24 protein-coding genes are annotated in these 25982 nt (G+C 51.0%); 9 read left to right on the top strand and 15 right to left on the bottom strand.

Annotation, left to right across the window (positions count from 1 at the left end; all coding sequences use genetic code 11):
- The first annotated feature begins 77 nt into the window (after nucleotides 1-77).
- A complete protein-coding gene (locus tag BD_RS18390) occupies nucleotides 78-212 on the top strand; it encodes a hypothetical protein (protein WP_011163104.1) in 135 nt (44 codons plus the stop codon).
- 54 nt (nucleotides 213-266) lie between these two features.
- Here the strand turns inward: BD_RS18390 and BD_RS02400 are convergent, their stop codons facing one another.
- Nucleotides 267-1508 (bottom strand): hypothetical protein, encoded by a 1242-nt coding sequence (locus BD_RS02400; RefSeq protein WP_231839345.1) that lies wholly within the window; start codon nucleotides 1506-1508, stop codon nucleotides 267-269.
- Between the two features lie 185 nt (nucleotides 1509-1693).
- Nucleotides 1694-3235: a hypothetical protein gene (locus BD_RS02395; protein WP_041583444.1), complete on the bottom strand. Its 1542-nt coding sequence runs from the start codon at nucleotides 3233-3235 to the stop codon at nucleotides 1694-1696.
- Nucleotides 3236-3460: 225 nt separating this feature from the next.
- On the opposite strand from BD_RS02395, the gene BD_RS02390 reads away from it, so the two are divergent.
- The 3 genes from BD_RS02390 to BD_RS02380 all read left to right on the top strand — a co-directional run bounded on the left by BD_RS02390 (nucleotide 3461) and on the right by BD_RS02380 (nucleotide 6774).
- Nucleotides 3461-3946 (top strand): glutathione peroxidase, encoded by a 486-nt coding sequence (locus BD_RS02390; protein ID WP_038450861.1) that lies wholly within the window; start codon nucleotides 3461-3463, stop codon nucleotides 3944-3946.
- Nucleotides 3947-4089: 143 nt separating this feature from the next.
- Nucleotides 4090-6294, top strand: a complete 2205-nt coding sequence (locus tag BD_RS02385) for a S8 family serine peptidase (RefSeq protein WP_011163100.1) — start codon at nucleotides 4090-4092, stop codon at nucleotides 6292-6294.
- Between the two features lie 51 nt (nucleotides 6295-6345).
- Nucleotides 6346-6774, top strand: coding sequence for a hypothetical protein (locus BD_RS02380; RefSeq protein WP_038450859.1), 429 nt, complete (start codon nucleotides 6346-6348; stop codon nucleotides 6772-6774).
- Here the strand turns inward: BD_RS02380 and BD_RS02375 are convergent, their stop codons facing one another.
- The 4 genes from BD_RS02375 to BD_RS02360 all read right to left on the bottom strand — a co-directional run bounded on the left by BD_RS02375 (nucleotide 6775) and on the right by BD_RS02360 (nucleotide 9568).
- Nucleotides 6775-7518, bottom strand: a complete 744-nt coding sequence (locus tag BD_RS02375) for a 3D domain-containing protein (RefSeq protein WP_011163098.1) — start codon at nucleotides 7516-7518, stop codon at nucleotides 6775-6777.
- A 120-nt stretch (nucleotides 7519-7638) separates the two neighbouring features.
- Nucleotides 7639-8418, bottom strand: coding sequence for a CDP-diacylglycerol diphosphatase (locus BD_RS02370; RefSeq protein ID WP_011163097.1), 780 nt, complete (start codon nucleotides 8416-8418; stop codon nucleotides 7639-7641).
- A 149-nt stretch (nucleotides 8419-8567) separates the two neighbouring features.
- Nucleotides 8568-8987, bottom strand: a complete 420-nt coding sequence (locus BD_RS02365) for a hypothetical protein (protein ID WP_011163096.1) — start codon at nucleotides 8985-8987, stop codon at nucleotides 8568-8570.
- A 227-nt stretch (nucleotides 8988-9214) separates the two neighbouring features.
- Entirely contained in the window at nucleotides 9215-9568 is a 354-nt protein-coding gene (locus tag BD_RS02360; RefSeq protein WP_011163094.1) for a DUF488 domain-containing protein, read from the bottom strand.
- A 245-nt stretch (nucleotides 9569-9813) separates the two neighbouring features.
- Here BD_RS02360 and BD_RS02355 point away from each other — a divergent pair, with 245 nt between their 5' ends.
- Nucleotides 9814-10722 carry a hypothetical protein gene (locus BD_RS02355; protein WP_011163093.1) on the top strand — a complete coding sequence of 303 codons (909 nt, stop codon included), beginning with the start codon at nucleotides 9814-9816 and terminating at the stop codon, nucleotides 10720-10722.
- Nucleotides 10723-10791: 69 nt separating this feature from the next.
- On the opposite strand, the gene recA is transcribed toward BD_RS02355, so the two are convergent.
- The 4 genes from recA to BD_RS02335 all read right to left on the bottom strand — a co-directional run bounded on the left by recA (nucleotide 10792) and on the right by BD_RS02335 (nucleotide 13686).
- Nucleotides 10792-11925: a recombinase RecA gene (recA, locus tag BD_RS02350; RefSeq protein WP_011163092.1), complete on the bottom strand. Its 1134-nt coding sequence runs from the start codon at nucleotides 11923-11925 to the stop codon at nucleotides 10792-10794.
- 102 nt (nucleotides 11926-12027) lie between these two features.
- Nucleotides 12028-12513, bottom strand: coding sequence for a CinA family protein (locus tag BD_RS02345; protein ID WP_011163091.1), 486 nt, complete (start codon nucleotides 12511-12513; stop codon nucleotides 12028-12030).
- Nucleotides 12514-12999: a phosphatidylglycerophosphatase A family protein gene (locus BD_RS02340; protein ID WP_011163090.1), complete on the bottom strand. Its 486-nt coding sequence runs from the start codon at nucleotides 12997-12999 to the stop codon at nucleotides 12514-12516. It abuts the gene before it with no gap.
- A 51-nt stretch (nucleotides 13000-13050) separates the two neighbouring features.
- Nucleotides 13051-13686 (bottom strand): GNAT family N-acetyltransferase, encoded by a 636-nt coding sequence (locus tag BD_RS02335; protein WP_011163089.1) that lies wholly within the window; start codon nucleotides 13684-13686, stop codon nucleotides 13051-13053.
- Nucleotides 13687-14082: 396 nt separating this feature from the next.
- Between BD_RS02335 and trpS the strand changes: the two genes are divergently transcribed.
- Nucleotides 14083-15078 (top strand): tryptophan--tRNA ligase, encoded by a 996-nt coding sequence (gene trpS / locus BD_RS02330; protein WP_011163088.1) that lies wholly within the window; start codon nucleotides 14083-14085, stop codon nucleotides 15076-15078.
- Between the two features lie 9 nt (nucleotides 15079-15087).
- Here the strand turns inward: trpS and BD_RS02325 are convergent, their stop codons facing one another.
- The 3 genes from BD_RS02325 to BD_RS02315 form a co-directional block, all read right to left on the bottom strand.
- Complete coding sequence (locus BD_RS02325) at nucleotides 15088-15882, bottom strand: SDR family oxidoreductase (protein ID WP_041583442.1); 795 nt, start codon at nucleotides 15880-15882, stop codon at nucleotides 15088-15090.
- Nucleotides 15883-15933: 51 nt separating this feature from the next.
- Nucleotides 15934-16728 carry a substrate-binding periplasmic protein gene (locus BD_RS02320; protein WP_231839258.1) on the bottom strand — a complete coding sequence of 265 codons (795 nt, stop codon included), beginning with the start codon at nucleotides 16726-16728 and terminating at the stop codon, nucleotides 15934-15936.
- 76 nt (nucleotides 16729-16804) lie between these two features.
- A complete protein-coding gene (locus BD_RS02315) occupies nucleotides 16805-18493 on the bottom strand; it encodes an AMP-binding protein (RefSeq protein ID WP_011163085.1) in 1689 nt (562 codons plus the stop codon).
- A 106-nt stretch (nucleotides 18494-18599) separates the two neighbouring features.
- Here BD_RS02315 and BD_RS02310 point away from each other — a divergent pair, with 106 nt between their 5' ends.
- Genes BD_RS02310 through alaS form a run of 3 tightly spaced genes read left to right on the top strand, consistent with a single transcriptional unit; the run spans nucleotide 18600 to nucleotide 22943 of the window.
- Nucleotides 18600-19745: a metallophosphoesterase gene (locus BD_RS02310; protein ID WP_157865633.1), complete on the top strand. Its 1146-nt coding sequence runs from the start codon at nucleotides 18600-18602 to the stop codon at nucleotides 19743-19745.
- Between the two features lie 23 nt (nucleotides 19746-19768).
- Nucleotides 19769-20233, top strand: coding sequence for a regulatory protein RecX (locus tag BD_RS02305; RefSeq protein WP_038450846.1), 465 nt, complete (start codon nucleotides 19769-19771; stop codon nucleotides 20231-20233).
- Nucleotides 20220-22943 (top strand): alanine--tRNA ligase, encoded by a 2724-nt coding sequence (gene alaS, locus BD_RS02300; protein ID WP_011163082.1) that lies wholly within the window; start codon nucleotides 20220-20222, stop codon nucleotides 22941-22943. Before BD_RS02305 ends, alaS begins: the two co-directional genes overlap by 14 nt.
- Nucleotides 22944-22982: 39 nt before the next feature.
- Here the strand turns inward: alaS and BD_RS02295 are convergent, their stop codons facing one another.
- Together BD_RS02295 and BD_RS02290 are read right to left on the bottom strand one after the other, a co-directional pair.
- The gene (locus BD_RS02295; RefSeq protein WP_011163081.1) at nucleotides 22983-23570 is read right to left on the bottom strand and encodes a hypothetical protein; all 588 of its coding nucleotides are present in this window, start codon (nucleotides 23568-23570) and stop codon (nucleotides 22983-22985) included.
- Between the two features lie 103 nt (nucleotides 23571-23673).
- Nucleotides 23674-25974, bottom strand: a complete 2301-nt coding sequence (locus BD_RS02290; RefSeq protein ID WP_011163080.1) for a hybrid sensor histidine kinase/response regulator — start codon at nucleotides 25972-25974, stop codon at nucleotides 23674-23676.
- Nucleotides 25975-25982: the final 8 nt, after the last annotated feature.

The raw sequence follows: 25982 nt of genomic DNA, 5'->3' as shown, positions 1-25982 counted from the left end.
CCATGCCATTTCTTGCGGGCGCTGGCGGTCCCATGAAGCTGTCATTGGGCGTGCACTGAGCCTGTCCCGATTCATTAATGAAGCAGCTGGATCCACCGGGGCAGGCGGGCGTGCACGTCGCCGCCGCTTTCGCGTCATTCGCGAATAAGAAAAATGGAAATATGAATAAAGATTTTATCGCGAGCAATGCACTGAATCTCATGGAAGCCTGATCGGCATTTCAACATGAGAACTTTACCAAGGTAGAGAATCGTCTCAATTTAAGACTAAGGCATCAAAGTCGGACTCAATACCTGGTATCTGTTCTGAATTTTCAGCCAGATATTGGAATGAGGCCCCGTAATTCCATCCGGTCCGCCGTTGCCAGCAAGACCGCGGGATTTGGGATCGAACTTACCACCAGGCAGGAACTGGCGCAGATCCGGCGCCCCCTTGCCTTTGGCTGCGCCCGCCGCACCAGCCATGCCGGCAGCTCCGCGCTCACCACCACCACTGCCCATGCCGGAACCCCCAAAGGATCCGCCACCACCATAGAATCCGGCATTCACCTGAACACCGTCTTCAAGGCCCTCTTCGCCTGCAGCGCCACCGGAAGCCCCGCCTCCGCCGCCGCCACCCATGCTGGAAATGCCTGCGCCGCCGCCTTGTTTTCCGTCGACAGCTTCACCGGCACCACCAGAACCTGGTTTGCCCGGAAGAATGGAAGGAAGACTTGGCAGATCGCCACCGGAAAGGTCCGCGCCATTAGTTGAAAGGCGAGAACCCGGATTGGTGCTGCTGATAAAAGTGGAACCCGCAGAGCTTTTTTCACTCATACAAACAGGATCGGAAGGATTCTTCGCACACACACAGACTTTATTTCCCGACATCGCGGGATTTGTACAATCCACCGCCGCCACGCCTTCACAGCCTGGCAAAGAAGGATTGGCTTTGCACAGCTCTGGCAAAGCCGTGCTGTCACCGGAAGTCAAAGATGCACACTGGGCCGCGTTCTGCATGGTGCCCGCGAAATTATTGATCGCCTGATTGGCTTCCGCCACCTTCGCATCGAAGTCATTGCAGCGCCCGGCCGCACTTTCTGCAGAGGATCTCATCTGAGCCGAAGACCCGGCGCCACCTGCCGCATCCAAACAAGCTGAATTGCTGCTGACATATTCGACAACCTGATCACAGGCCGAATGGCAGCTGGTGATCGAGGATTGACAGGTCAAACGGTATGCCGCCACTGCTGCATTCGCCGCCGAACTGAAGGAAGCCATTTTTGAACACGCTGCCTGAATGCTTCCCGCGGTCTGCTGACCGAACATCAAACTAAGCTGGGAGGCTGAATTGGCAATACCACTCATGCCCGAGTCATTCTTTTCATCACAAGTATAAGTGGTGTCAGTAACCTGCGCACGGCACTGCTCAGCAAGCTGGTTGTACTGCGAAACACAATCTGTGTTGCTGACCTGGTTGGAGGCCACACACATGTCGTTGCGACCATTGGGATCCGTCGGATCCGGCATAAAACAGGTGTAGCCCTGGGCACACTGAGCCCTGCACCGGCGAGCCTCGGCCTCCACAGAGAAGAGACTTATCGAAAGCGCGAACAACATGCTGATTGATAGAAAAGATCTCATTCCCATAAATAAACTGTTCGGTAATTCCAAATGGGAACTTTACCAAAGTATAACGAAGTCTCAGAGTGAGATTATGGAATCAACGTCGGAGCCAGAACCTGATAACGATTCTGAATTTTCTTCCAGATATTTGAATGGGGCCCCGTAATACCGTCAGGTCCTCCGGTGCCCGCAACGCCGCGGGCTTTTGGATCGTACTTTCCACCAGGCAGGAACTGGCGCAGATCCGGCGAACCATTTTTGCCGGCGACTCCGCCTTGATTTGCCTGACCTTGTCCGACCCGGCCTTCACCGCTGCCGCCACCGTATCCACCAAAGGATCCACCGCCGCCATAGAATCCGGCATTCACCGCGTGACCACCGTCTTCGCCCTCGGCTCCGCCACCTTCGCCGGCCCCGGCAGCACCACCGCCTCCGCCGCCACCTAAACTGGAAATGCCTGCACCGCCACCCATTTTTCCGTCGACAGCTTCACCGGCACCACCAGCGCCTCGTTTGCCATGCTCAATGCCCGGCAAAGATGGCAAATCACCACCCGGCAAATCAACGCCGGAAGTATTCAAGCGCGCCCCTGGGTTGGTGCTGCTCAGGAACGTGGATCCACCACTGCTGTTTTCAGACATACAAATGGGATCGGTTGGATTCTTCGAACACACGCAGACTTTGGTGCCCGCAAGTTCAGGCTTGGTGCAATCCATCGGGCCCGTGGCAACACATCCCGGAAGGTTCGGATTGGTTTTACAGATTTCTGGAAGTGGGGCACTGTCGCCGGACGTGGCTGCCGCGCAACTGGCTGCATTTCGCATGGTGCCTGCCACGTTGTTGATGGCTTGAGTCGCCTCTTGCACCTTGCTTTCAAACTGGTCGCAGCGTTCGGCCTTGGATTCAGCATTTTGCAATAACATCGCATTTTGTCCGGCAGTTCCCTGGAACCCCTGAATGGTGCAGGTCGGGTTGTTCTGAACGAACTCAACCAGCCTGCTGCAAGTGGAACGGCAGGTTCCCAAAGCACTATTACAATTCAAACGATAGGCTGCCACCGCCGCATTGGCTGCCGCAGAGAAACTGGCCATCTGCGAACACGCGGACTGAATGCTTCCGGAGGTCTGCTGCCCCAGCATCAGCCCCAGCTGCGAAGCCGTGTTGGCAACGCCAGACATGCCGGAGTCATTTTTTTCATCACAAGTGTGGGATGTCTCTTGAACAGCGTTGGAACATTCATTCAGCAATTCCGTGTACTGCGACGTACAGTCATTTCCACCGGTCTGGGTTGTTCCATTGATGATATCCATACGGCATTGATAGTCGCGACCGCTGCCATTCACATCGACGCATTCGCTGAAAGGACACCGGCCACCGCACGGAACTGTTCCCGGTTCAGGATTATAGTTGGAAGATTGAGCAGGTTCCTGCTGACGCTGGGTCGGCCGGGTCGTCGTACCGGAAGAACGAGGTGTGCCACCGCAGCGGCCTTCGTTCTGAGTCTGCACCACGCACATGTCATAGCGTCTGATTTGGGATTGATCCGCCTGCCCGGACTTGGGCAGGTACATGGACCGGCACCATTCCGCACAGCCTAAAAACGTATCCGCAGTCGCCGGCGCGCTGAACATAAATGCCGAAAAAAAGAGGGATATTAACCCAAAGTACCGGTTCCCCATGGTATTCTTTTCGGCCCCTCCACATTGTTCCTATAGTACCTCACAATATATTCTCATGTTTTAATGTTCCCAGTTCTCAAATTAATTTAACAAACCATAATCTTGATTAGATGCCCCCTTCTGTCTCAGAATGAGATCAGCAGTCATACACACGCAGCCCCTTTGAGGAGGTTCCCAATGAAAAAGCATCTTTATGATTTCACCGTCAAAGCCGCCAATGGCCAGCCGGTGTCCCTGGATCAATACCGGGACAAAGTTGTGTTGGTTGTGAACGTCGCGAGCAAATGTGGCTACACGCCTCAATACAAGGGCCTTGAAGAACTGTATCAGCAGAACAAAGACAACGGTCTGGTCATTCTTGGATTCCCCTGCAACCAGTTTGGCGCCCAAGAGCCGGGCTCCAATGAAGAAATCCAGCAGTTCTGTGAATTGAATTACGGAGTGTCCTTCCCGGTGATGGGCAAAGTCGATGTGAACGGCGGCAACGCGGATCCCCTTTACCAGTGGCTGAAAGAGGAAGCTCCGGGCCTGCTGGGAACAGAGATGATCAAATGGAATTTCACCAAGTTCCTGGTGGGCAAAGACGGAGCCGTATTAAAACGTTTTGCTCCAAAGGATGAGCCCAAGGACATCGCCGACGATATCAAAAAAGCTCTGGCCTAACGGTCTCGCCCCGGCACATACAAATAATCGTCACCAGACTGTCTGTGGCTTAAACACAGCCGCAGCAGTCAGATCCCCCACTTTTCCCGCCACCTGCTGGCACCCTCGTTGCTATCCCTTCCATATATACAAGGAAGGGATCCATGATGATTTTCCGCCCGCTGCTGAAAGCTTTGCTGTTTTGTCTCATTCTGGGACATTCGACTGCTTTTGCAGCAATGAAAGTGGAAAAGGAAAAGTTCGACAACGGGGTTGTTTCCCGCGAATCATACTATCAGGACACCCGACTGGTGGAGCGCCGCTATTTCGACATCGATGGTGTTTTCACCGGCTGGACCCGCTTTACCTATCCCGCACCTGGTCGTGTCATCGTCACCGACCTTTCGGTTGAAAAAGAAAGTTATGGCCTTGTACAAACCCGCGAGGAATGGACAGGTCTGGATTCCAATAACACCCAGAATGAAAAATCCCGGCTGATTCGCAAGTGGCACTTCACCAAAGATGCGCCCTTCAAGCTGGAGTACGTGGGCTGGAATGAACAAACAGAACCCTTCCGTGAAATTCAGAAAGACTATCTGGACAAAAACGAACAGCTGATCTCTTCCGTGTACCTTTATTATAAAGGCACAGAAGAAAAGCCCTATGCCTTTATCGAAAAGGACACTTCCGGAAAAACCGTGGCCGAATTCAGCCTGTATGAAAAGTATGACCTGATAAAATCGCTGAAGGAATCCGGCAAGTCCCCGGAGGAAATCAAGATTCTCAAAGCCCAGCGCGAAAATCCTGACAAGTTCGTCATCGCCATCATTGATTCCGGCTTTGACTATAATCACAGCGAACTGGTGACGAAATGGTGGAACAATCCGGCGGACCCTGTCGATGGAATTGATAACGACGGCAACGGCTGGGTGGACGATAATTTTGGATGGGATCAGGTTCGTGATATTGGTCTGCCTACGGAATCCACCAGCGGACTGCAAAAGGACCACCGTCCCCTTTCCCATGGAACACATGTCGCTCACATCGCCACCAAAGGACTGAACAATGTGGGTCTGGTGGGTTTTGCGGGGGACTACACCCGCGCGGACTATATCAAAAAAATGTCCGCCTTTATCAAACAGCACAAAATCCGTCTGGTGAACATGAGTCTGGGCTTCCCCGCAGACAACAAAGACATGCTGGGTCTGCGTGATGGGATTCGTGCCTATAAAACAATGATCGAAGAAAATCCGGAAACTCTGTTCGTGGTCGCCTCGGGCAACGCCGGTCAGGATCTGGATCTCAGCAAGAACCGCCAGTACCCGGCAAGTTTCACTCATCCCAACGTGTTGAAAGTGGGCGCTCTGAACGCAGCCACCATCGAAGAGGTCACTGCTGAAAATGCGACGATGGCCGACTTCAGCAATTTCGGATTGGACAATGTCGACATTCTGGCTCCAGGAGTGAAAGTCAACGCCGCGTCTTTGGGAGGCGGACTGATTGAACACTCCGGCACTTCCATGGCGACACCATACATGGTGAATCTGATTGTTCAGCTTTGGACTGAACTTCCGCATCTTAAAGCCGCGGAAGTCCGTCAGCTCTTTATTGAAACCGCGCAAAAGACCAAAACACCGGCACCGATCAAGTCCGGCGGCTATGCCGATTTGAAAGCAGCTTTGCTTAAAGGAAAAATGCAGAAGCTGGAAGGGCGTTCGGCGCAGCTGGAAGGACCGAACTGCTGGAATTCAGCCACCTACCTGGCTGGGATTTCCCGAGGCATTCACCACACCGTCGCCAGCGAATTTGCCAATGTGCTTGAATCCCCGCTATGCACCCCGGTTTCCCGCGCTGAAGCGCAAACGGGTGACATCATCGCCCTTCGCCGCGTGAACCGCAATGGCCGGGTGCTGCCAGCGGCTTTCGCCTCTGAAGTGCATGGTTACACTCAATTGGGTTCGGGTATGGGCTTCACCAAAAACGGTGTGATGCCGCAAGCCCCTTACGAAGTGCAAAACACCGAGCATATCTTCAATAAGTATCGCTCTTCCAACGGACGTGAATGCAAAAAGCTGGGGATCGAGCCCCAGGATTGCCGTCTGGTGGAAATGGCTTATCGTTGTCAGACCTTGGAGTCCTACATGAAAGCCCATGGGGGCTTGAGTGTCTGGGAACAGGAAATTCAAACGGCATTGGATAGAGCAGAAAAAGAGTTGGAAGAACGCTTCCTGAATGGGAAGCCGACAAACGCGGATTTTTCCCTGCAGGAGATCGCAGACAGGATCCAGGGGCTGAAGTCCCACGGCAGCACTCAGATGGTCATCGACTATTTTGAGTCCCGCTTGGATTCACTGGAATTTAGAAATTAGAAATTAGAAATTAGAAATTGGAAATTGGAATTTTTAAAAAGAGAGGTATTTATGAAAAAGATTTTGATGGTTGCACTGTTGATGGCTGGCGCTCAAGCTCAGGCAGACACGGAAATGCGTGTCTACACAAATGCGGATGGTTGCACGGTGATTGAAGAGTCCCGCACCAACGGCACCACTTATGATATTGAAGTTGCCGGACAACGCGCCTTTGTCGGCATCTTGCATGACAGATCCACTGGCGATATCGCCGCTTTCTGTGATGATGTGCAGGTCACCGAAACTGCCAAGGGCTTGAAAATGGAATGTGCCAAGAACCAGAACGGCGGGCTGACAACTCGGGGTGCCGCTGAACTGGGTTTGAACAAAGACGGCAGCCTGACGTCCATCTCGGTCATCGGTCAGGTGAAAAAACTGATGGGTTGGAAAACAGACACCGAAATCTCCTGCGCCAATCTGGAAGAGGACATCGGCCCCTAGTTATCTGCGCGGAGGAATGATTATAATGCTGCGAAGACCCGGATAACCCGTGCGTCCTCGGGCGGCTTGAGCTTCCTCCGGCGTCGCCATGCGGAAAGGGAAGCTGTTTTTGATATTGGCAAAGCCCATGCGGTTGAATGTGTTTTCTTTGGCATAGGGTTTGGTGAAGCCGGTATAAAAATCAAAACGGGTGGGGCCTTTGATGGCTCCACCGGCATCGCGCACAACAAAGAACCCATCGTGGGTCACACCATTTGGCATCACGGCCCCATCCAGCCTGGGCACATAAATCACATCGCCAATTTTATAAATACTTAAATCCGCCGCGACCGTATAGTACGGGTCAAGGCACACATTGCGTACGCCATAGCCATAAGGGCACTTGCGCATGTCGACTTCTTTAAAGCGAGGGATGTTGTCGGCTCCGCGAGCATAGTAATTAAAGGAACGGAAACGACCGTCCTCATCGTGAACATAACAGGCCCCTTGCATGACACAGTTGTTGAAGTCCGCGGAACAAAGACGGGTCAACACTTTATCATCCGGAGAAAGCATTTCAACCCGGACCTCATCCTGACACTTGTCCACATCAAACTTGATGATCGGTTTATAATAGATGGTTGGATTCAGATACAGAGGCTCTTGCGGCTCCGGCAACGGCGGAGGCATCGGGACTTCCGAATAGTCATCGGCGCGAGCCCGCAAAGAAATGGCCAGAACTAAAGTCAGTAACACTTTCAACATGGCCCCATACTAACAAACTCAAAGGGCCAGCTGTTCTTTTCGGGTAAAAGACATAAACCAGTGCGACAAAAGGTACCAGGTACCTTTTTCCGAAGCGCTGCAACACTTAAATTTCCATAATCAATGGGCCAATTGAGGGCAAGAGTGATCTTGAATTTCTTCGACTGAGCCGTAATTGTTTGTGCCACGCTCAAAACGACTTGTGAGCAAAATCAAACTATGGCCCTTTTTTTTGTCTTTCACTGCCACCAGACCCAATCCAAACTCACCGCTGTGATCTTTGGCACCTGGAACACCATCGGCCAGCATTTGGAAGGCGTTGCCTTTTTCCAGCTCTTTTTCACTGACCTTGCGGGCATAATACTTATGACCCAGCAAAGGCTGTGGCAACAGACTCCAGCCGTTTTTCAATTTCGCGGACTGTTCCTGCAAGTGCTGCTGCACCAAAGGTTTCACACAAGACACATGAATATGCAGCTGATTCTGACTGCGCCCGAACTGCGAGTTGATCGCCAACGACACCGCCTCCACAGGAATGGCTGAGCCGTGCTTTTTTTCCATATAGCTTCTTGCCTTCCAGGCCAGGTCAAAATAGTTAGTCGCATCGGCTGCGCGGATTTCGGGGCTTTCCATGCCGGTGATTTTTTCAGTCGGCATCAGCAGATACTGCAAATCCCCCACACGGTCTTTAAAGACGACATAACCTTTTTCCTCGCCTTGAGCGATGTTCACTTCGATGCACGGATTTTTTTCTTCACCGATTTTATGCAACGGCAGGCACTGCGTGCTGATGAGATTCCACAGGGCGTCCGAACGCGGAACTTCAATGACAGGTTTTGACTTGCAGGAGCTAAGTCCCAGAACAGCAACAGCGGCGAAAACGAAAGACAGGTTTTTCACAAACGACCTCCGTTTAGAAATTTATCCAAACGGAGGAATCAAATCACGAAGTGAGTAATTATCCCTCACTTCGTCTAGCTGGCGATAACGGCTGAGTTCTGCCTCGCTGGCAGAGCTGGAGCGGCGGAAGCCGCGAAAGCGGAAGCAACTTACTTCATTTTTTTCAGCAGACGTGAATAAGCAACGGCATCCAGAGGCTTCGCCCAGTCGCGACCGACCTTCAAAAGGTCCTCGTCCTCAACTTCCAGCCCCAGCCACTGAATGAAGTTTTCATCGCAGATGAAAAAGTCTTTCTGATAAGGCAGCAAATAGCCCCCGTCAGAATCCAGATGAGCCCGGGCTTCGTCATAAGACGCATACCAGACCTTCCAGTAAGCGCTGTGACCCTTCTTGCAAAAGTCCACCTGGCTTTCCAGCGTGGCTTTCAAATCATTCCACGAGGAAAAACCCGCAGTCTTTGCAAGCAGGGCAAAAGCATCCTTTAACTGAAAATCCTGACCGGCTTTCTGTTTGGCTTTTTGCAAAAGTTTGGCTTTGATTCGATACGATTCAAGGCGTGATACAGACATAGAACATCCTTTGGTCTTGTCGCCGTCCCCGCCCATGGCAACCAAAAGAATTAATTTTGATTTTTTGAAGACACGATTTAGATCGCATCACGAAATGAGATTCTCTTTTGCGGGTGCAGGCTTTTTCGCGAGGCCTTGAACCCAATATAATCGAAATCAGAGATTTCCGAAAGAGCAAATCTTGAGCCTCCGGAACTAGAACCAAAAATCAAAATCAAATCAGCACCTTAAAGCTTATCCAAAACTTCCTTTAGAACGATCGCATGGTTGATTTCTTCGTCCCGGGCGGCATACAGCAAAGTCACATTCCCATCCTGAGCCCGCTCGGCTAGCTCCGCCAGCTTGTCGTGGGCTTCGGCGGATTTAAGTTCCTTTTTATATTCCGTGCGAAACATCCCGAACTTTTCGGGCTTGTGTCCGAATTCTTTACGCAGCTCTGTGCTGGGACAAATCACCTTGGGCCACTCACTGAATTTCAGCTCTTCCTTCTTAATTCCCCGGGGCCACAGACGATCGACCAAAACACGATAACCATCATCCCGACTAGGCTTTTCATAAACTCGCTTAATCTTAATTGGCACGATACACCCACCTACGTTTGTATCAACTCAAGACACCAAATAATGCCCTAATGTTTTAAAACACAAAAACCGATTTACAAACAAGAGGAGATTTTAGATGGCCTTCGATGACAAAAAGAAGAAACTCACCAATACAACCAATACAAAAGATGCTGAAGTAGTGACCCCGAAACAACGCCGACGACTCGATCATTGTAGACAGCCTACCTACTGATAAAAAAATCGACTTCCAAACTCTACAAGGCTTGTACCACGAGATCACAGGAAAGACTCAGGAGATCACTAAAATACATAACGCGCCCATTCAGATTTCTATAAAGGATATTCAAACGCTTCACTTCAAAATTCAACAGTCATTCGATCAGTATCATGTTCGACTGGAGAACTCATCTTTCAAACTCTTCTTTGTAGATGATAACCAGGTGACATTTGATAGCCTTGACAAGCTCATCGAACAAGGTCGAGCAAGTGACTCAAGCCTAGAGTCCTTATTGATTACTTATAACTTTGGAATAATTCTTCCCAAACACAACAAACTGCAAACATACAATCTGAGTATTCGCCTAATTTCTAGGGTTGGATCACACAACAAGCTGAAGAGTCAGGATTTTCCATTCCCCGCGAAATACTTAATGTTTGCCGGATCAACTGCAATTTTTAGCATTAAATATATTGACTACTCGGTTGCAAAATATATCCAGAATGTTTTTGATGGCTGGTTCGATAGCACAAAGAAAGCACGTTCAAGTAAAACATATAAATTCATCTCAAGCAAAAGCGAAAACGCCCCCCTAATTACTCGTGTCCTACTCTCAACGATGGCCGTACTATTCACAGTGGCAGCAGTACCAAGTGCCCTATCAACAACCTCCACGCCTGTGGATCTTGCTAAATTCTTAATTGTGGCATTCTCATTTATCGCCCTATTTGGAATAGGAGGACTTGTTTTAGGAAGATCAATTGAAAATTCAATTGACGATTGGGCAGAGCTATCATTTGTAGAAATTACAGAAAAAGACAAACGCATGATAGAAGAGGCACAAGACTACTACAGAAATAGTAAAATCAAACTACTTCTGGGTATAATTAGCACCATCCTGCTCAGTCTAGTAGGAAATTACATTTGGAGTATTTTAGTTCCTCTAATAAAGTAGCTCTCTTCGCTCAAAAAGACCGGACAGAAATCTCTGACCGGTCTTTTTTCAAATCAGTTGAACGCCAGACTAGTGTTTGCCTTTTTTGCCTTTTTTCGGAGCAGCATCTTCTGCTTCGATTTCAACTGGCTCTGTACCTTCGTGGTCTTCACCGTTGTTGCCGTTGGTATCAACCAAAAGTTTGCCGATACCGTTTGCTGCAAGGATTTTCTTACGAAGTTCAACCATGTATTCTGGGTGCTCTTTCAGGAAGTTCTTCGCAGCATCACGGCCTTGGCCCATGCGCTCACCATTGATAGAGAACCACGCACCGGATTTTTCAACCATGTTCGCAGTCACTGCCAGATCCAGAAGGTCACCCTCTTCAGAGATACCTTCACCGTACATCAAGTCGAATTCAACTTTGGTGAACGGAGGCGCCATTTTATTCTTAACAACTTTCACCGCAGTACGGTTACCAGTCACGTCCTCACCGTTTTTGATCGCGCCCACACGGCGTACATCCAAACGAACAGAAGAGTAGAATTTCAAAGCGTTACCACCCGTAGTTGTTTCAGGGTTACCGAACATAACACCGATTTTCATACGGATTTGGTTAATAAAGATAACAAGAGTGTTGGAACGGTTGATCGCCGCAGTCAGCTTACGCAAAGCCTGGGACATCAAACGAGCCTGCAAACCAACGTGGGAATCACCCATGTCACCTTCGATCTCTGCACGAGGAACCAAGGCTGCTACGGAGTCGACAACCAATACGTCAATCGCGCCGGAACGAACAAGTGTTTCAGTGATTTCCAAAGCTTGTTCACCAGTGTCTGGCTGAGAGATCAAAAGATCTTCCGTGTTCACACCCAGTTTACGAGCATAGTTGATATCCAAAGCGTGTTCGGCATCAACGAAAGCGACAACGCCGCCCTTTTTCTGAGCTTGAGCGATAACAGACAAGCACAGAGTTGTTTTACCAGAGGACTCTGGTCCATAGATTTCACAGATACGACCTTTAGGAAGACCGCCGATACCCAAAGCGATATCCAAGCTCAATGCACCCGTGCTGATCGCTTCAACGTCTTTAACCAAAGATTCGTTCGCGCCCAAACGCATGATGGAGCCTTTACCGAATTGCTTTTCGATAGTCGAAACAGCCAATTCAAGAGCTTTGATTTTTTCTGAGTTCGCTTTGTTGTCTACAGTAGCGTTTGCCATCTGTTATTCCCTCTCTCTCGTGACTATCGCCACGACGCTTTTTTACACTCCGACTCTGTCGGAGTACAAATTATGTTTAAAAATCAGGCCGGGGGCCTTTTACTATTTCTTGTCGAGAACTTCTTTCAGCCAAGCCACCGCATAGTCTACCGAAGTCATCTGGATGGATTTGCGATCGCCTGAAAAGAGTTCTTTTCGGGAATCTTCAAAACCCGGTCCAGCGATGGCAAAGCATACAGTGCCCACTGGCTTTGACGGTGTTCCACCTGTCGGACCAGCGATACCTGTGATTGCCACAGACCAATCAGTTTTAAGCTGACGACGCACTCCGTGCGCCATTTGACGAGCGACTGTCTCGCTCACCGCACCCTCTTGCATGAGAGTGTCTCGACGAACCCCCAGAAGATCCACCTTCGCCTCGTTAGAGTAAGAAACCACAGAGCCTAGAAATATGTCGGACACGCCTGGTTGCTCTGTTAAAAAAGCCGAAAGTGCACCTCCAGTACAACTTTCCGCAAAACCCACTGTGAGTTTTTGGTCGCGAAGGGATCGAATGAGTTCTTGAAGCTTTTCGTTGTTAAGTGACATTTAGTTAATCACCACAATTTGCGAGCCCAACCAATTGGTTTGAGTGTAGATCACTTGCATGATGAGGCTCGCAATTATCCCCGCGGCCACGTCATCGATCATCACTCCAAGTCCTCCTTGGATCTTCTTATCTAAATATCCTATGAATAAAGGCTTTGTGATGTCCAGCACTCTGAACAGGGCAAAACCGATTAAAATGGCCTGCCATGTCATCGGCATCCAAACCATGGTGATCAGAAAACCCAAAACCTCATCAATTACGATCTCTTTGTGATCATGACCACCCTTGGAACGCTCGTAAGCCTCGCAGGCCGCAATTCCGACAGGGAGCAGCAAAACCACTACTCCCATGTAAACCAAAGGGCCCAATTTGCTTAAAAGAATGACAATCGGAATAGTCGCCAGGGTGCCCATCGTGCCCGGCCCTTTCGGGAAACGGCCCACACCAAACAGAGTCGCAAGTTGTATCAGAAAGTTTGTCACCATACCGATGAGGTACGCCGGACCCGTAGGCCTTGCAATGCAGAATGAGAAGCGTCAGAGCATTAAAGCCGGTTCGGAAACCGGCCCGGATTCACGGACTGCGGAGGCCCACAATTTCCCCGGTTTGGCCGAGTATTTGGCGAAGAAATTTTCACGACGGCAGACCATCACCGCCGAAGCGCGCTCGGGCATTTCAACAATCCCCTGCATTTCAAAACACGTCTCTTCGGCATAACGAAGGACCTTGCGGTTGCGAATGTCCGGCTCGCCAAAGATGCGCTGGGTGCGGGTTTCCTGAAACTGGAATTTCAAGAACGCGGCGATCAGCGACGGCGTGTAAGTGCGCCCCAGATAAGCGGTTTCTCCGATCAGGAAGTGCAAACCCTGATCAAACGGAAGCGTTTCAACGTACTTGCCAAGAATGTCCTGCTGAAGCCAGTATCGCTCCCAATAGCTGACCGGCCGGCCATCAATAAAACCGATGAAAAGATCCTGGTGTTTGTCAGAAAGTTCGCTGATCAGATGGGCCTCAAGTTCCTGGCGGGTTTTCGCCAGATCCCACCACTGCGAAACATATTTCTGATGCATCCACTTGTAATAAACATCAAAATCACGATCGATGGAAAAGGGGCGAAACGAATAGTAGCACCCGTTCTGACTGTTATAGATCTCAGCGCCTTGGGAATTCATACCCCTTCACCAAAACACCCGCCTCCAAACTGAGGCAAGGTCAAAACCGGGAACTTCCTGAGCTCCAAATAAACACCAAACCACTATCCATTTGGTTTTCAGCTTGGACGCAAGGATCTATGTCTCAGTGCGAAAAACTTATGGATGCCATCAAAATTAGCGATTCGACTTATGGGAGGCCTTTTCGCATACTGCCCTCACGGAGGCCCCATGATTCGTTGGATGATTCTGCTGGCTAGCTTGGTCTACTTTGTAGACACCCTGATAGCTCTGCAGTTGTAGATCAAACGCCGGAAACTAAAATGTTTGGTTTCACCTCTAAGACTCTACGGGGCCGACCTATTTTCTTTCTTTTCTGATGTTCCCAGTCCCTTTTCTTAATGCTATAGAAATCATATGAAACCAATCATTCTTACGGGCGACCGTCCAACAGGTCCCCTCCATCTTGGTCATTACGTTGGATCTCTTAAAAACCGTGTGGATCTTCAGGATTCCCACGATCAGTACATCATCATCGCGGACGTTCAGGCTTTGACCGACAACTATGATGACACCACAAAAGTTCGCGACAACATCTTACAAGTGACGTTGGATTATCTGGCAGCGGGTATTGATCCTGCGAAAAGCACCATCTTCGTTCAGTCCGAACTGCCGGAACTGTTTGAAATGACCACTTACTTCATGAATCTGGTGACCGTGGCACGCCTGGAAAGAAATCCAACCGTGAAAACCGAAATCCAGCAGAAGAATCTGGAAAAGTCCCTGCCTGCAGGTTTCCTGACTTATCCGGTCAGCCAGGCGGCGGACATCCTGGGCTTCAAGGCGAACCTGGTTCCTGCCGGTGAAGACCAAAACCCGATGATCGAGCAGACCAACGAAATCGCCCAGCGTTTCAACCACATCTACAAAACGGACTTCTTCAAGCCCGTCAAAGGCATGCCGGGTGTGGCGGGTCGCCTGCCAGGTATCGACGGCAAAGCGAAGATGAGCAAATCCCTGGGGAACGCCATCTATCTTTCCGACGATGCTGACACCATCAAAAAGAAAGTGCAGAAGATGTACACCGATCCAGGTCACATCCGCATTGAAGATCCGGGCAAAGTCGAAGGCAACGTGGTCTTCAGCTTCCTGGATGTTTTCGATCCAAGAAAAGAAGAAGTCGCGGCCCTGAAAGAACACTATCAGCGCGGCGGTTTGGGTGATGGCACTTTGAAAGTGCGCCTGACCGAAGTTCTGAATACGATCATCGCGCCCATGCGCGAACGTCGTGCGCAGTATGCTCAGGACCCACAAGCGGTTTTGAAAATCTGCAAAGAGGGCTCCCTGAAAGCTCAGGAAAAAACCCGCCAGACCTTGAAAGAAATGAAAGCGATCATGGGAGTGGGGCTTTAACCCCCACCCTTAAAGTGACGGAGTTCTGCCGCCATCCACAGGAAGATTGATTCCGGTGATGTAAGCGGCGGCGGGACTGGCCAAAAAAGCAATCGCCTCGGCCATCTCCTCAGGTTCTCCAACCCGGCCCGCGGGAATTGTTTTCTTCCAGGCTTCTTCCACTTCATCCACACTGGAATTTGTATTTTGCGCTGAAGTTTCCACCAGACTTTTGAAGCGGTCGGTGCGGATGTATCCCGGCAGCACGTTGTTCACGGTAATCCCATAACCCGCCAGCTCCCCGGCCAGGGTTTTTGACCAGTTCGCCATCGCCCCACGCACCGTATTGGAAACACCCAGATTCGGAATCGGCGTTTTTACAGACGTCGAAATCACGTTGATGATCCGCCCATAGTGATTCTTTTGCATCGAAGGCAAAACCGCCTGCACCAGCAGATGAGCCGCCTTCAGATGCGCCCGCAGGGGTTGATCAAATTCTTCGATCGAAGCCTTGTGCAGCGGCCCCCCTTTGGGTCCGCCCGTGTTGTTCAGAAGAATGTGCACAGTTTCGGAAGCCAGTGGCGCAAGGACGTTGGCTTTCAAAGATTCAGTATCACCCAGATCCGCCAGCAGATAGCGGTGATCAGAGCCCGGCAATGATGACATAAGTTTTTTCAGTTTTTCTTCCGAGCGGGCCACGGCAATGATGCGGGCCCCACGCCGGGCCATCAGACTGGCTGCCGCTTCGCCAATGCCACCGGAAGCCCCGCACACGACGGCGGTTTTGCCATTTAAGTCCAAAGAGGAATATACGGAAGAGTTCATCATGGTTCTCCAGTTAACATCAGTTAATACGAGAACCACCTGGCGGGCAACCTAAAGGTCTTTATAGAAAGTCAAATCCTCCGCAGAGGCATATTTTGCAACGATCCGGCGAAGCGTTCCGTCTTTTCTCATGTCGCTGATGGCTTTTTTAATCTGCATTGCTTCGGTCTTCGAAATTCTGCGCACAGAAAGATAGATCCCGCCTTCCATCTCATAGTTGGGATCGGGAATGGCCACCACACTCTGATTCAAATCGGGAATCGTCTTTTGGTAATAGTTGTAAATTGATTGTGATGTGAACATCGCCTGCACCCGCCCCGAAGTCAGCTGACGAAAGCCCGTCGCCGGACTTGGATATTGAACGATGCGCCCGGCTTCGAATAACAATTTTTTCTCGTCGGTCGTCAAAAAGAAACGAGTGCCGATTTGATCGCCGAACTTGATACGGCTGTCTTTAATATAGTCTGCTATCGTGCGTGAGCGATCATAGTGCGCCTTGTTCACCAACAGCTTCCGGACCGTCTTGTACACCGGAACATACTCTCCAGTGGCAAGGTACTTTTCTGAAGGGATGACCAGACCCACAATATCCGCACGCCAGTTATTAAAATCATCCTGCATTCGCGGGGCATCCATGGGGGCCTGTGAAACCACACAACCCAACCGCTGCGAAAGTTCGTTCATAATATCAAACGTCAGACCGTGAACATGACCTTCATTGTTCACGTCAAACAAAGGGGCATAGTTGTTCACAATAATGCGATAGCGGCGACCACAGTCTTTCGCAGACGCCACTGTAGAAAAACATAGAAGGATCAATGAAAGAATTAATAACCGTGTTTTCACACTGTAATCATAACAGCGAATGAACAAAGAACGAACAAGAAGACCCCACTCTTTCAGTCTTGTAACAAGACTAAACTCAAGGCAGTTCTTGCGCCCATGTGTCAGGGATGACGATCTTGGCGTCTTCTTCCCAGAATTCATAAGGGGCTTTTTCTCCGCGCTTTCTTTTCTCGCGCTCCAGATTGACCAAATCCGAGCGGAGCACTTCTCCAGACGTATTTTTGGGAATTTCCATAAACTCCACGCGGCGAATACGCTTGAAAGGAGACAGGCGCATGCGTGCAAAATTCATAATATCCAAAGCCAGCTCCTTGCTGGGCTCAACACCTTTGCTCAGCATGACCAGGGCTTTCGGCACATTTTCACGAATGGGATCAGGACTCGGAATCACCACCGCCTCACGAATGGATGGAAACTCTTTCAACACAAATTCAATCTCAAAAGGACTGATGCGATAGTCCGAGGACTTGAACAGTCCATCGATGCGGTCGCAATAGGTAAAGTTCCCCATACTGTCCAGATATGCCGTGTCTCCGGTATGAAAGTATTTGTTCGAAGTATCCAGTCCCGACATCAGCCCCCAGGGGCTCTCCGAGATATCCACACAGATTTCCCCGCTGTCGGTCTCTTCACCCTGAGCATCCAGCAGCGCGATTTTGAAGCCTGGCATGGCTTTTCCGGATGTCCCGAAACTGTCTTTTTCTTCTGGCGGCACCCCGATCAGAGTTGCAGACTCGGTCTGGCCATATCCATCGCGGATGAAAAGGCCCCAGGCATGATGAACTTTCGAAATCAGATCTGCCGTCAGTGGCTCTCCGGTGCTTAAGGCTTCGCGCAGATGGACGTCATAGGATCTAAGATCTTCCTGGCACAACAAACGCCACACCGTCGGCGGCGCACAGAAGGTGGTGATGGGATATTCATCCAGAACATCCAAAATCAAACTGGCGTTGAAACGCTTTTCCTTGAAAACAAAAACCGTCGCCTCGGCATTCCAAGGTGCGACAAAAGAGTTCCAGTCATGCATGGCCCAGCCGGCAGAGTTGATTCCCAGATGCACGTCCCCGGGATGCAGTCCCATCCAGTACATGGTGGAAAGATGCCCGACCGTAAATCCGGCATGACTGTGCTCGACAAGTTTTGGTTTCACCCCGCTGGAAGAAGTAAAGTACCGGAACAGGGGATCCGTGGCCTTGGTCCGCTCAGTGGCTTCGAACTCTGCACTTTCCTTGTACGCTTCCGGATAAAAAATCCAGCCCTCGACTTCGGCATCCACCACCACAGGGATAACCCCCGAAGAGGTCACATCAAATTTTTCTGTGTGTGCTTTGGTTGTGGCGATCATCTTGATCTGCTCGCGGTTCAAGCGGTCTTTCAGCTCCTGCTGGGACAACAAAGGATTGTTCGGAACGATCACCGCACCGAGCTTCATGGCCGCCAGCATGATTTCCCAAAGGGCCACGTCATCTTCGATCAGCAGAAAGACAGAGTCGCCTTTTTGCAATCCCCGGGCGCGCATAAAGTTCGCCGCCTGATTGGAACGTTTGGAGATTTCGCTGAAGCTGAACTTCTTTTCATGTCCCAGCTCATCCACCAGCCACAGACCGATCTTGGTATTGCCTTCGGCCATGGGGTCGAAATAATCCAGAGCCCAGTTGAAATCATCAAAACGGGGCCAGCGGAATTGGCTGTAAGCATGTTTATAGTCTGAACGGTGCAGAATCAGAAAATCCCTCGCCTGCTCAAATTCATTACGAAAACTCATACAAACCTCCCGCGACTTTCCAAGATTAGCATTTGTTCATCGACTCGCCGATCTGTGTTTCTACATTGGACTGTGCAAGCACAAGCCAATCATGATAAAAAAACCCATGGGAATTTTTCGTACAGTTGCCAGCACTCTGATTCTTACGATCTTCGTCTATGTCTCTCACCAACTGACCCGCTTCACGGATTTTTCGTGGCAGGGAACAACTTTGATTGTGAGCTTTCTCGCATTCCTTTTTGCTTTGGTGATCGGGACGTTTCTGTTCTTCTGGAAGGAAAAAAAGCTGGACGTGAATCCATGGCGGGATCGTCTTTTGAACGGCTCTTTGACTGTCATGGCCTATATTAATTTTCTGATCACGCTGGTGATTCTGCGGGATCTGCTGGCTTTTGCTGACAACGTGACCGGCACCTGGATTTCATTGGAAGTGCTGTACAGCTCTCAAGCCACGGCCACCCTGATGGGGCTGCCGGTGGCAATGATCGCTCTTGGAAATGCTGTTGTCCGCCGCGGGGCCCGGGCCAAAATCATGCCGGTTTCCTTTGCCAATCTGCCTTCCGAACTCGAGGGCTTGCGCATTGTTCACATCACGGATTTGCACATCAGCCCCAGCCTGCCCCTGCGTCTGGTGCAAAAGCTGGTCGATCAGGTCAATGCGATGAAGCCGGACCTGGTTGTCTTTACCGGTGATATTCTGGACAGCTTCGTTGAAAAGCATCAGCAGGAGTTTGAAATCCTGAAACAGATGCGGGCCACCCATGGGATCTTTTATGTTCCCGGGAACCACGAGTACTATTGGGACGCCCCGAAGGGACTTCAGGCATTCCGGTCTGTGGGTTTCCATGTTCTGATCAACCAGGCCGCCACGCTGACATTTGGTAAGGCTGAACTACAGGTGGCCGGCATTCCCGATCCCGCCGCCCTGCACTTCCGCCAAGAAGGACCCGAGCTGGATAAGGTCGCCAGCCAACTGCGCCCCGGCGCCTTCAAAGTACTTCTGTCCCATCAGCCGTCCCTGGCCCCGCAGGTGGAAAAGCTCGGGGTGGATCTACAGCTTTCCGGCCACACCCATGGCGGACAGTTCTTCCCATGGAACTGGCTGATCGTGTTCTTTGAACGCTATGCCAAAGGCCTTTACCAGGTGGGAGCTATGCAGCTCTATGTCAATCAGGGAACCGGATACTGGGGGCCGCAACTGCGCCTGGGAACTTATTGCGAACTGACTGAAATTATCCTTCGCAAGGGTTAAAAAACGGGGTATTAATTTCCCCTATGTCCCGAGAGAAAGATCCCCTCAAAACCCGTCAGTACGCCAAGAAAAAGGTCATGGACATGATCGCGCGCCGGGACCATTCCGAAAAAGAACTTCGCACCAAATTGAAAGAGAAGTTCTCGGACGAAGAGGACGTGGGGGATATCATCGATGAAGCCATCGAGTTTGCCAAAGACAACCGCTGGTTGGGCGACCCCGTGGACCTGGCCCATCGTTTGGCTGACATGCTTCATCGCCGCAACAAGGGCATCTATTACATCAACAACTACCTGAAGGAAAAAGGTCTTCCCGCTGTTGAGACAGATCGTGCTTTGGAGCTTGAAAAGGCGCTGGCGATTGTCAAAAATAAGTACGACGAAGACCACAAATTTTCCCGAGAGGAAAAAGCCCGAGTGGGCCGGCTGTTGGCTTCCCGTGGATTCGATTCTGAGACCGTAAGAAAGGTTATTTATGAAAAGCTCTGAGATCAGAAACGCCTTTATCAAATACTTCGAAAAGAACGGACACAAAGTGGTTCCGTCCTCTTCCCTGATTCCTGAAAATGATCCGACGTTGCTTTTCGCCAACGCCGGCATGAATCAGTTCAAAAACACCTTCCTGGGTCTTGAAAAGCGTGACTACTCCCGCGCGGTGACAGCACAAAAGTGCGTGCGCGCCGGTGGTAAGCACAATGACCTTGAAAACGTGGGCTTCACCGCCCGTCACCACACTTTCTTTGAAATGGTCGGGAATTTCTCTTTTGGTGACTATTTCAAAAAAGACGCGATCCACTTTGCGTGGGAGTTCCTGACCAAGGAACTGGCGATTCCAAAAGAAAAGCTTTATGTGACCGTGCACATCTCTGACGATGAAGCGGCCGACATCTGGCACAACCAGGAAGGCGTGCCCCGCGAGCGCATCTTCCGCTTTGACAAAGACAACTTCTGGAAAATGGGCGACACCGGTCCTTGCGGCCCTTGTACTGAGATCTTCTATGATCACGGTCCGAAAGCCGGCACTATTTCTGATCCATTCAAAGGCATCGAAGCCGGCGAAGACCGTTTCGTGGAAATCTGGAATCTGGTGTTCATGCAGTACTTCGAAAATCCTCCGGGCACACTGACTCCGCTGCCGAAGCCGTCAGTTGATACTGGTGGTGGTCTGGAGCGTATGTCTGCAGCCATGCAGGGCGTGTTTAACAACTACGACACCGACCTGTTCCAGCCGATGATTCAGCTGGCGTGCAAGATCGGGAACATCGAATACATCTCTGACAAAGAAGTGCTGGCGAAAAATCCGGCCGCAGCTGAAGTCACTTCGGCTTTGCGTGTTCTGGCCGATCACTGCCGCTCCACCTCCTTCCTGATTGCTGACGGCGCTTTGCCATCCAACGAAGGCCGTGGTTACGTTCTTCGCCGTATCATGAGACGTGCGATCCGTTACGGTCGCAAGCTTTCTGCCGACAAATCCTTCCTGCCGGGCATGGCGGAAGCCTTGATCGAAAGCATGGGCTCTGTTTATCCGGAACTTAAAACCCGCCGCGATCACATCCTGAACACCATCCGTGACGAAGAAGACCGCTTCATCGCCACGTTGGACAAAGGCACCGCGATCCTGGAAGACGAGCTGAAAAAAGCCAAATCCAAAGGCATCAAGGAACTTTCCGGCGAAGTGGTCTTCCGCATGTATGACACTTATGGCTTCCCTGCGGATTTGACCCGCGTGATCGCCAACGAGCAAGGCATCGAAGTGAACGAAGCCGCGTTTGAAAAGGAAATGGAAGACAACCGCGCAAAATCCAAAGCCAGCTGGAAAGGCAAATCCATGGGCGCTGATGAAGCGCACATGATCAAGTTTGCCAAAGACTATCTTCAGTCCGGCAAATCTGTGACCTTCCTGGGTTATGAAGGCACGATCGGTGACGGTAAAGTCATGGGTCTTTCCAATGGTCAGGCGGAAGTTCAGGAACTGAAAACCGGTGACACCGGTCTGATGATTCTGAATGCGACCACCTTCTATGGCGAAGGCGGCGGTCAGTCCGGCGACGTGGGTTACATCATGCACGACACCAACCGTGCCCGCGTGATCAACACCACGAAAATCGACGACATCGTTCTTCACCATGTAGAAATCGAACACGGCTCCTTCAAAGTGGGAACAGCCGTTGTCACAGGGGTGGATCCGGTTGAAAGACGCAACACTGCTGCGAACCATTCGGCAACCCACTTGTTGCACGCGGCTTTGCGCAAAGTTCTGGGCACTCATGTGACTCAGGCCGGTTCTTTGGTTGATTCCCAGAAAACCCGTTTTGACTTCACTCACAACAAACCGGTTTCTTCTGAAGAAATCAAAAAGATCGAAGATCTGGTGAACGAACAGATCGCCCGCTGCAATCCGGTGCAAACCGAGATGATGTCCCACAAAGCGGCCCTTGAAAAAGGTGCGATGGCTTTGTTCGGTGAAAAATACGCCAGTGACGTGCGTGTTCTGACCATGGGTGATTTCTCTTGCGAGCTTTGCGGTGGTACGCACGTGAAGAACACGTCTGAGATCCGCCTGTTCAAAATCGTTTCAGAAGCAGGAGTCAGCTCCGGTGTTCGCCGTATCGAGGCCATCACCGCTGACAATGCCCTTCAGTACATGATGAGTGCTGTGACTCATCTGGATGATGCTTTGGCTGCTGCCGGCTTCCAAAAAAGCCCGCACTACATCAAGCATCTGGAAACCACCGGTGAAACGGCCACTTTGGCAAATCGCGTGGAGTCTCTGAAAGACCAGGTGAAACAGCTTGAAAAAGAAATGAAGAAGCTTCAGGGCGGTCAGGTGAACGTGGATGACCTGGCAGCAAATGCACTGACCTTCAAAACCAAAGCAGGCGCTTCAGCGAAACTGGTTCTGGCCGATGTTCCATTGGATGACCGTCAGGTTCTGGCGGAAGTCACCGATCATCTGAAAAACAAAATTCAGTCCGGCATCGTGGTTGTTGTCGGACAGGGTGACGGCAGTCATCCGATCATCGTCAGCGTATCGAAAGAAATTTCCGGCGAAACCAAAGCCGGTGATCTTCTGAAAGAGGTTGCGGGTGTTATGGGCGGTAAAGGTGGCGGTCGTCCGGACTTCGCTCAAGGGGCTGCTCCGAACCGTGCGCAGCTGAATGAAGCGTTCAGTAAAGTGAAATCCATGCTGGGTCTTTAAGACCAAAAAAAAGGGCCTCAGGGCCCTTTTTTTATCTGCTTATTCGCAGTTCATCGCTGTCCAGTTGTTACGAACGTGGGAAACATAGGCCTGGAACACATCTGCCAGGCCTCCACACAGATCCTTCAGACCTGTCCCGCAGGAATCCTTTTCTTCACCCAGATTCACCCGAGTTTCATTGGCGTACAAAGACGCATAGGCCGGTTTGTATCTCATCGCGCACATGTCTGCTTCTTTCACCGGGGCCGCGCACACGGAAGAACCGCTCAGGATCGTTTTCAGTTCTGACAAGCTGCCCGCAGGCAGACAGCGTTCCTGAATAACAGTATTCACTTCATCCACCAGCTGAATGCGGCCCGAGTCGGTCGCAATCACCAGTCGATACTGACCCAGCTCGCTGGCTTTGGCAGCAAGCCCTTCAACGACAGAGTCTGATACATTGGGAATTTCAACATAGGTGACTTTCGCCGGCGTGCTGGCAGATTCACCACCACCGGATGGTGGAAGAGCCACAGAAACATCATTCAATGATGCCATTTCAGATGTCTGAAGCGAGTTCTGACTGCAGTTCTGGAATCCCAGAATGAGACACACGGTCCCGGTCAGCAGTGCCAAACGTTTAGTCATGAATTCCCCCTGTTTGCCCGTTTCATAATGAATAGAGGCAAGATCCGTTCCGCGGTCGGACCTTCGTAATATCGGGATAAGCTGTTAGAAACTTAACGCTGTCTTAAGAGTTTGCAGGGGCTGTTTCGATGTCTTCTGAACAGTATTTTTGAACGATTTCCAGAACGGTCTGTTTGCGCACCGGCTTGCCACAGTGCTGATCCGCTCCGGCCATAAGGCTTTTTTCAATGTCTTCCGTAAAGCTGTTGGCGGAAATCACCACCACCGGGGTTCGGTGCAGACCCCGGGCCCGCTCTATTTCACGCAGCTTCCTGATGGTGTCCAGCCCCGACATCTTCGGCATCTGCACATCCATAAAGATCATGTCGTAATGACCCCGTTCCCACATCTCCAGACATTCATAGCCGTTGTAGGCCGAATCGGTGGTCACATATTCCAGACGCTTGATATAGGCTTTGAGCAGCGTGTGGTTTTCTTCCATGTCATCCACGATCAGGATGCTCTTGCGACCCGCTTCAGAACTAGGTCGCACCAGCTGCGGCGGCGGCGTCAGCTCCAGATTAAAGCGCGCACTCCACAGTTCCGCCCGGCGGGAAGTCATCTGAACAGAGAAATGGAAACGCGACCCCACAAACTGGCGGCTTTCACAGTAAAGCTCCCCGCCCATCAATTGCACGATCTTCTGCGAAATGCTCAGGCCCAGGCCCGTGCCCCCGAAGCGACGCGTGACCGAAGAGTCCTCCTGCCCGAATTCATCAAAGACTTTTTTCAGGTTTTCTTTGGCAATCCCGATGCCGGTGTCCTTGACCTCAAAAAAGATAGTCTCTTTTCCCGGCTCACTTCCGGGATAAGGCTGCACCGTCAACTCGATCGCCCCGCGGTCCGTGAACTTCACGGCATTCCCCAGCAGGTTCATCAACACCTGCTTCAGCCGCAGAGAGTCCCCGACAATCCAGCGGTCATGCTCCGGAGGATGGAAGGTGAACTGCAAATTCTTGCGCAAGACCGACGTGCTGATCAATGCCTGCACCTCACGCACAAGATCGCTCAACAGAAACTCACGGCTTTCCAGCTGCATGCGGCCTGACTCGAACTTGGAGAAATCCAGGATGTTATTCAGCATGCTAAGCAGCGTATCCCCGGCACTTTGCAGAGATATCAGAAGTTCTTTCTGTTCAAAATTCAAATGCGTTTCATTCAGCAGCTCAGCCGATCCCAGCATCGCATTCAGTGGCGTGCGGATCTCGTGGCTCATGGTTGAAAGAAACAATGACTTGGCCCGCGTCGCCGCTTCAGCACGGTCGCGGGAATCCTGCAGGCGGGCCAGGGCCTCTTTGTCCTGCGCGATCACGTACTTTCCGGTCATCCACACCATCAGGGTGAACACCACATAAGCCACCAGGGCCACAAAACCAAAGAAGAACAAACGGAAGTACAATCCGGAATACGCCTCGCCCTTTTCCTGATAAATCACCAGATGCCAGGGCTTGCCTTTGATGGGACGGGAATAAGTCAGATAAGTTTTGCCGTCGGCTCCGGGAAATTCCTGAAGCTGACGCTGGTTTTGAATGTTAAACACCTTCTGCGAAAGCTTGGGCATCGCCCTGAACTCATCCTGATTCAGGGCCCGCAGATATTTAAAACCCAGCACGGGTGTGTCTTTGGCGATCAACGGCAGGACCGGGCGACCGTGCTCATCCACGACCAGAGCCCCCCCGGTATCCCCCAGCTTGAAGATCCCCAGTCGATGCGCAATATCCCCGGCCAACGTGTCGATCCCCACCACCGCTTCGAGCTTTCCGGCATTGCTGAAAATGCCGGTGGTGGTGCTGAACATCACCTTTTCCATATAGCCCTTGTCGAAATAGAAATCCGAATAGTTTACTCCGGAGCTCTTTTCATTCATCCACCACCATTGAACATCCGGATCCTTGTCGTAACCGGGCTCAGTAAACACTTCTGCAACGAAAGTGGTTGGATCATTGTATTTGGGACTGGCAAACAGGGAATAATCCCGGTGCACAACATACACATAGGATTCCCGTCCCAAGTATTCCTTGGCAAGGCGGGGCCCCAAAGCAACCCAGGCGTTGAATTGTGTGCTGTGGCCCGCAATGGTGGCCGAGGCAAACTGACGGAACTTTTCCACCCGCGTGCCCTTGGGCATCACATCAAAAAGTTCCACCATGCTCTTAAGGCGCTGAACGTTGGCTTCCAGCGTGGCAAAGTCATTGTTGATCCGGTCCACTTCACGGGCCGAGGCCGGTTCCATACGCTCGCGGATCGCACGCTGCTCTTGAATGAAAAGATGCGTGCCATACACCCCCAGCACTGTCAAAAGCACCAGGGTTGTCACCAGCTGATTCAGCAGGAATAAATGGACAAAGGTCAGCTTCTTTTTCATTCTACCCG

The organism is Bdellovibrio bacteriovorus HD100, from assembly GCF_000196175.1.
GTDB lineage: Bacteria > Bdellovibrionota > Bdellovibrionia > Bdellovibrionales > Bdellovibrionaceae > Bdellovibrio > Bdellovibrio bacteriovorus.
Note: the sequence above shows the minus strand (reverse complement) of the source record. Positions and strands in the feature narration are given on the sequence as shown.

Excerpts from the sequence above, each read along its gene's own strand:
- BD_RS02340 (WP_011163090.1), bottom strand. The coding sequence starts at position 12,999 with ATGGTGACAAACTTTCTGATACAACTTGCGACTCTGTTTGGTGTGGGC.
- BD_RS02380 (WP_038450859.1), top strand. The coding sequence starts at position 6,346 with ATGAAAAAGATTTTGATGGTTGCACTGTTGATGGCTGGCGCTCAAGCT.
- BD_RS18390 (WP_011163104.1), top strand. The coding sequence starts at position 78 with ATGAAGCAGCTGGATCCACCGGGGCAGGCGGGCGTGCACGTCGCCGCC.
- BD_RS02310 (WP_157865633.1), top strand. The coding sequence starts at position 18,600 with ATGGGAATTTTTCGTACAGTTGCCAGCACTCTGATTCTTACGATCTTC.
- BD_RS02375 (WP_011163098.1), bottom strand. The coding sequence starts at position 7,518 with ATGTTGAAAGTGTTACTGACTTTAGTTCTGGCCATTTCTTTGCGGGCT.
- BD_RS02400 (WP_231839345.1), bottom strand. The coding sequence starts at position 1,508 with ATGCCGGATCCGACGGATCCCAATGGTCGCAACGACATGTGTGTGGCC.
- BD_RS02365 (WP_011163096.1), bottom strand. The coding sequence starts at position 8,987 with ATGTCTGTATCACGCCTTGAATCGTATCGAATCAAAGCCAAACTTTTG.
- BD_RS02345 (WP_011163091.1), bottom strand. The coding sequence starts at position 12,513 with ATGTCACTTAACAACGAAAAGCTTCAAGAACTCATTCGATCCCTTCGC.
- BD_RS02385 (WP_011163100.1), top strand. The coding sequence starts at position 4,090 with ATGATGATTTTCCGCCCGCTGCTGAAAGCTTTGCTGTTTTGTCTCATT.
- recA (WP_011163092.1), bottom strand. The coding sequence starts at position 11,925 with ATGGCAAACGCTACTGTAGACAACAAAGCGAACTCAGAAAAAATCAAA.
- BD_RS02315 (WP_011163085.1), bottom strand. The coding sequence starts at position 18,493 with ATGAGTTTTCGTAATGAATTTGAGCAGGCGAGGGATTTTCTGATTCTG.
- BD_RS02390 (WP_038450861.1), top strand. The coding sequence starts at position 3,461 with ATGAAAAAGCATCTTTATGATTTCACCGTCAAAGCCGCCAATGGCCAG.
- BD_RS02335 (WP_011163089.1), bottom strand. The coding sequence starts at position 13,686 with ATGAATTCCCAAGGCGCTGAGATCTATAACAGTCAGAACGGGTGCTAC.
- trpS (WP_011163088.1), top strand. The coding sequence starts at position 14,083 with ATGAAACCAATCATTCTTACGGGCGACCGTCCAACAGGTCCCCTCCAT.
- BD_RS02305 (WP_038450846.1), top strand. The coding sequence starts at position 19,769 with ATGTCCCGAGAGAAAGATCCCCTCAAAACCCGTCAGTACGCCAAGAAA.
- BD_RS02325 (WP_041583442.1), bottom strand. The coding sequence starts at position 15,882 with ATGAACTCTTCCGTATATTCCTCTTTGGACTTAAATGGCAAAACCGCC.
- alaS (WP_011163082.1), top strand. The coding sequence starts at position 20,220 with ATGAAAAGCTCTGAGATCAGAAACGCCTTTATCAAATACTTCGAAAAG.
- BD_RS02290 (WP_011163080.1), bottom strand. The coding sequence starts at position 25,974 with ATGAAAAAGAAGCTGACCTTTGTCCATTTATTCCTGCTGAATCAGCTG.
- BD_RS02295 (WP_011163081.1), bottom strand. The coding sequence starts at position 23,570 with ATGACTAAACGTTTGGCACTGCTGACCGGGACCGTGTGTCTCATTCTG.
- BD_RS02395 (WP_041583444.1), bottom strand. The coding sequence starts at position 3,235 with ATGTTCAGCGCGCCGGCGACTGCGGATACGTTTTTAGGCTGTGCGGAA.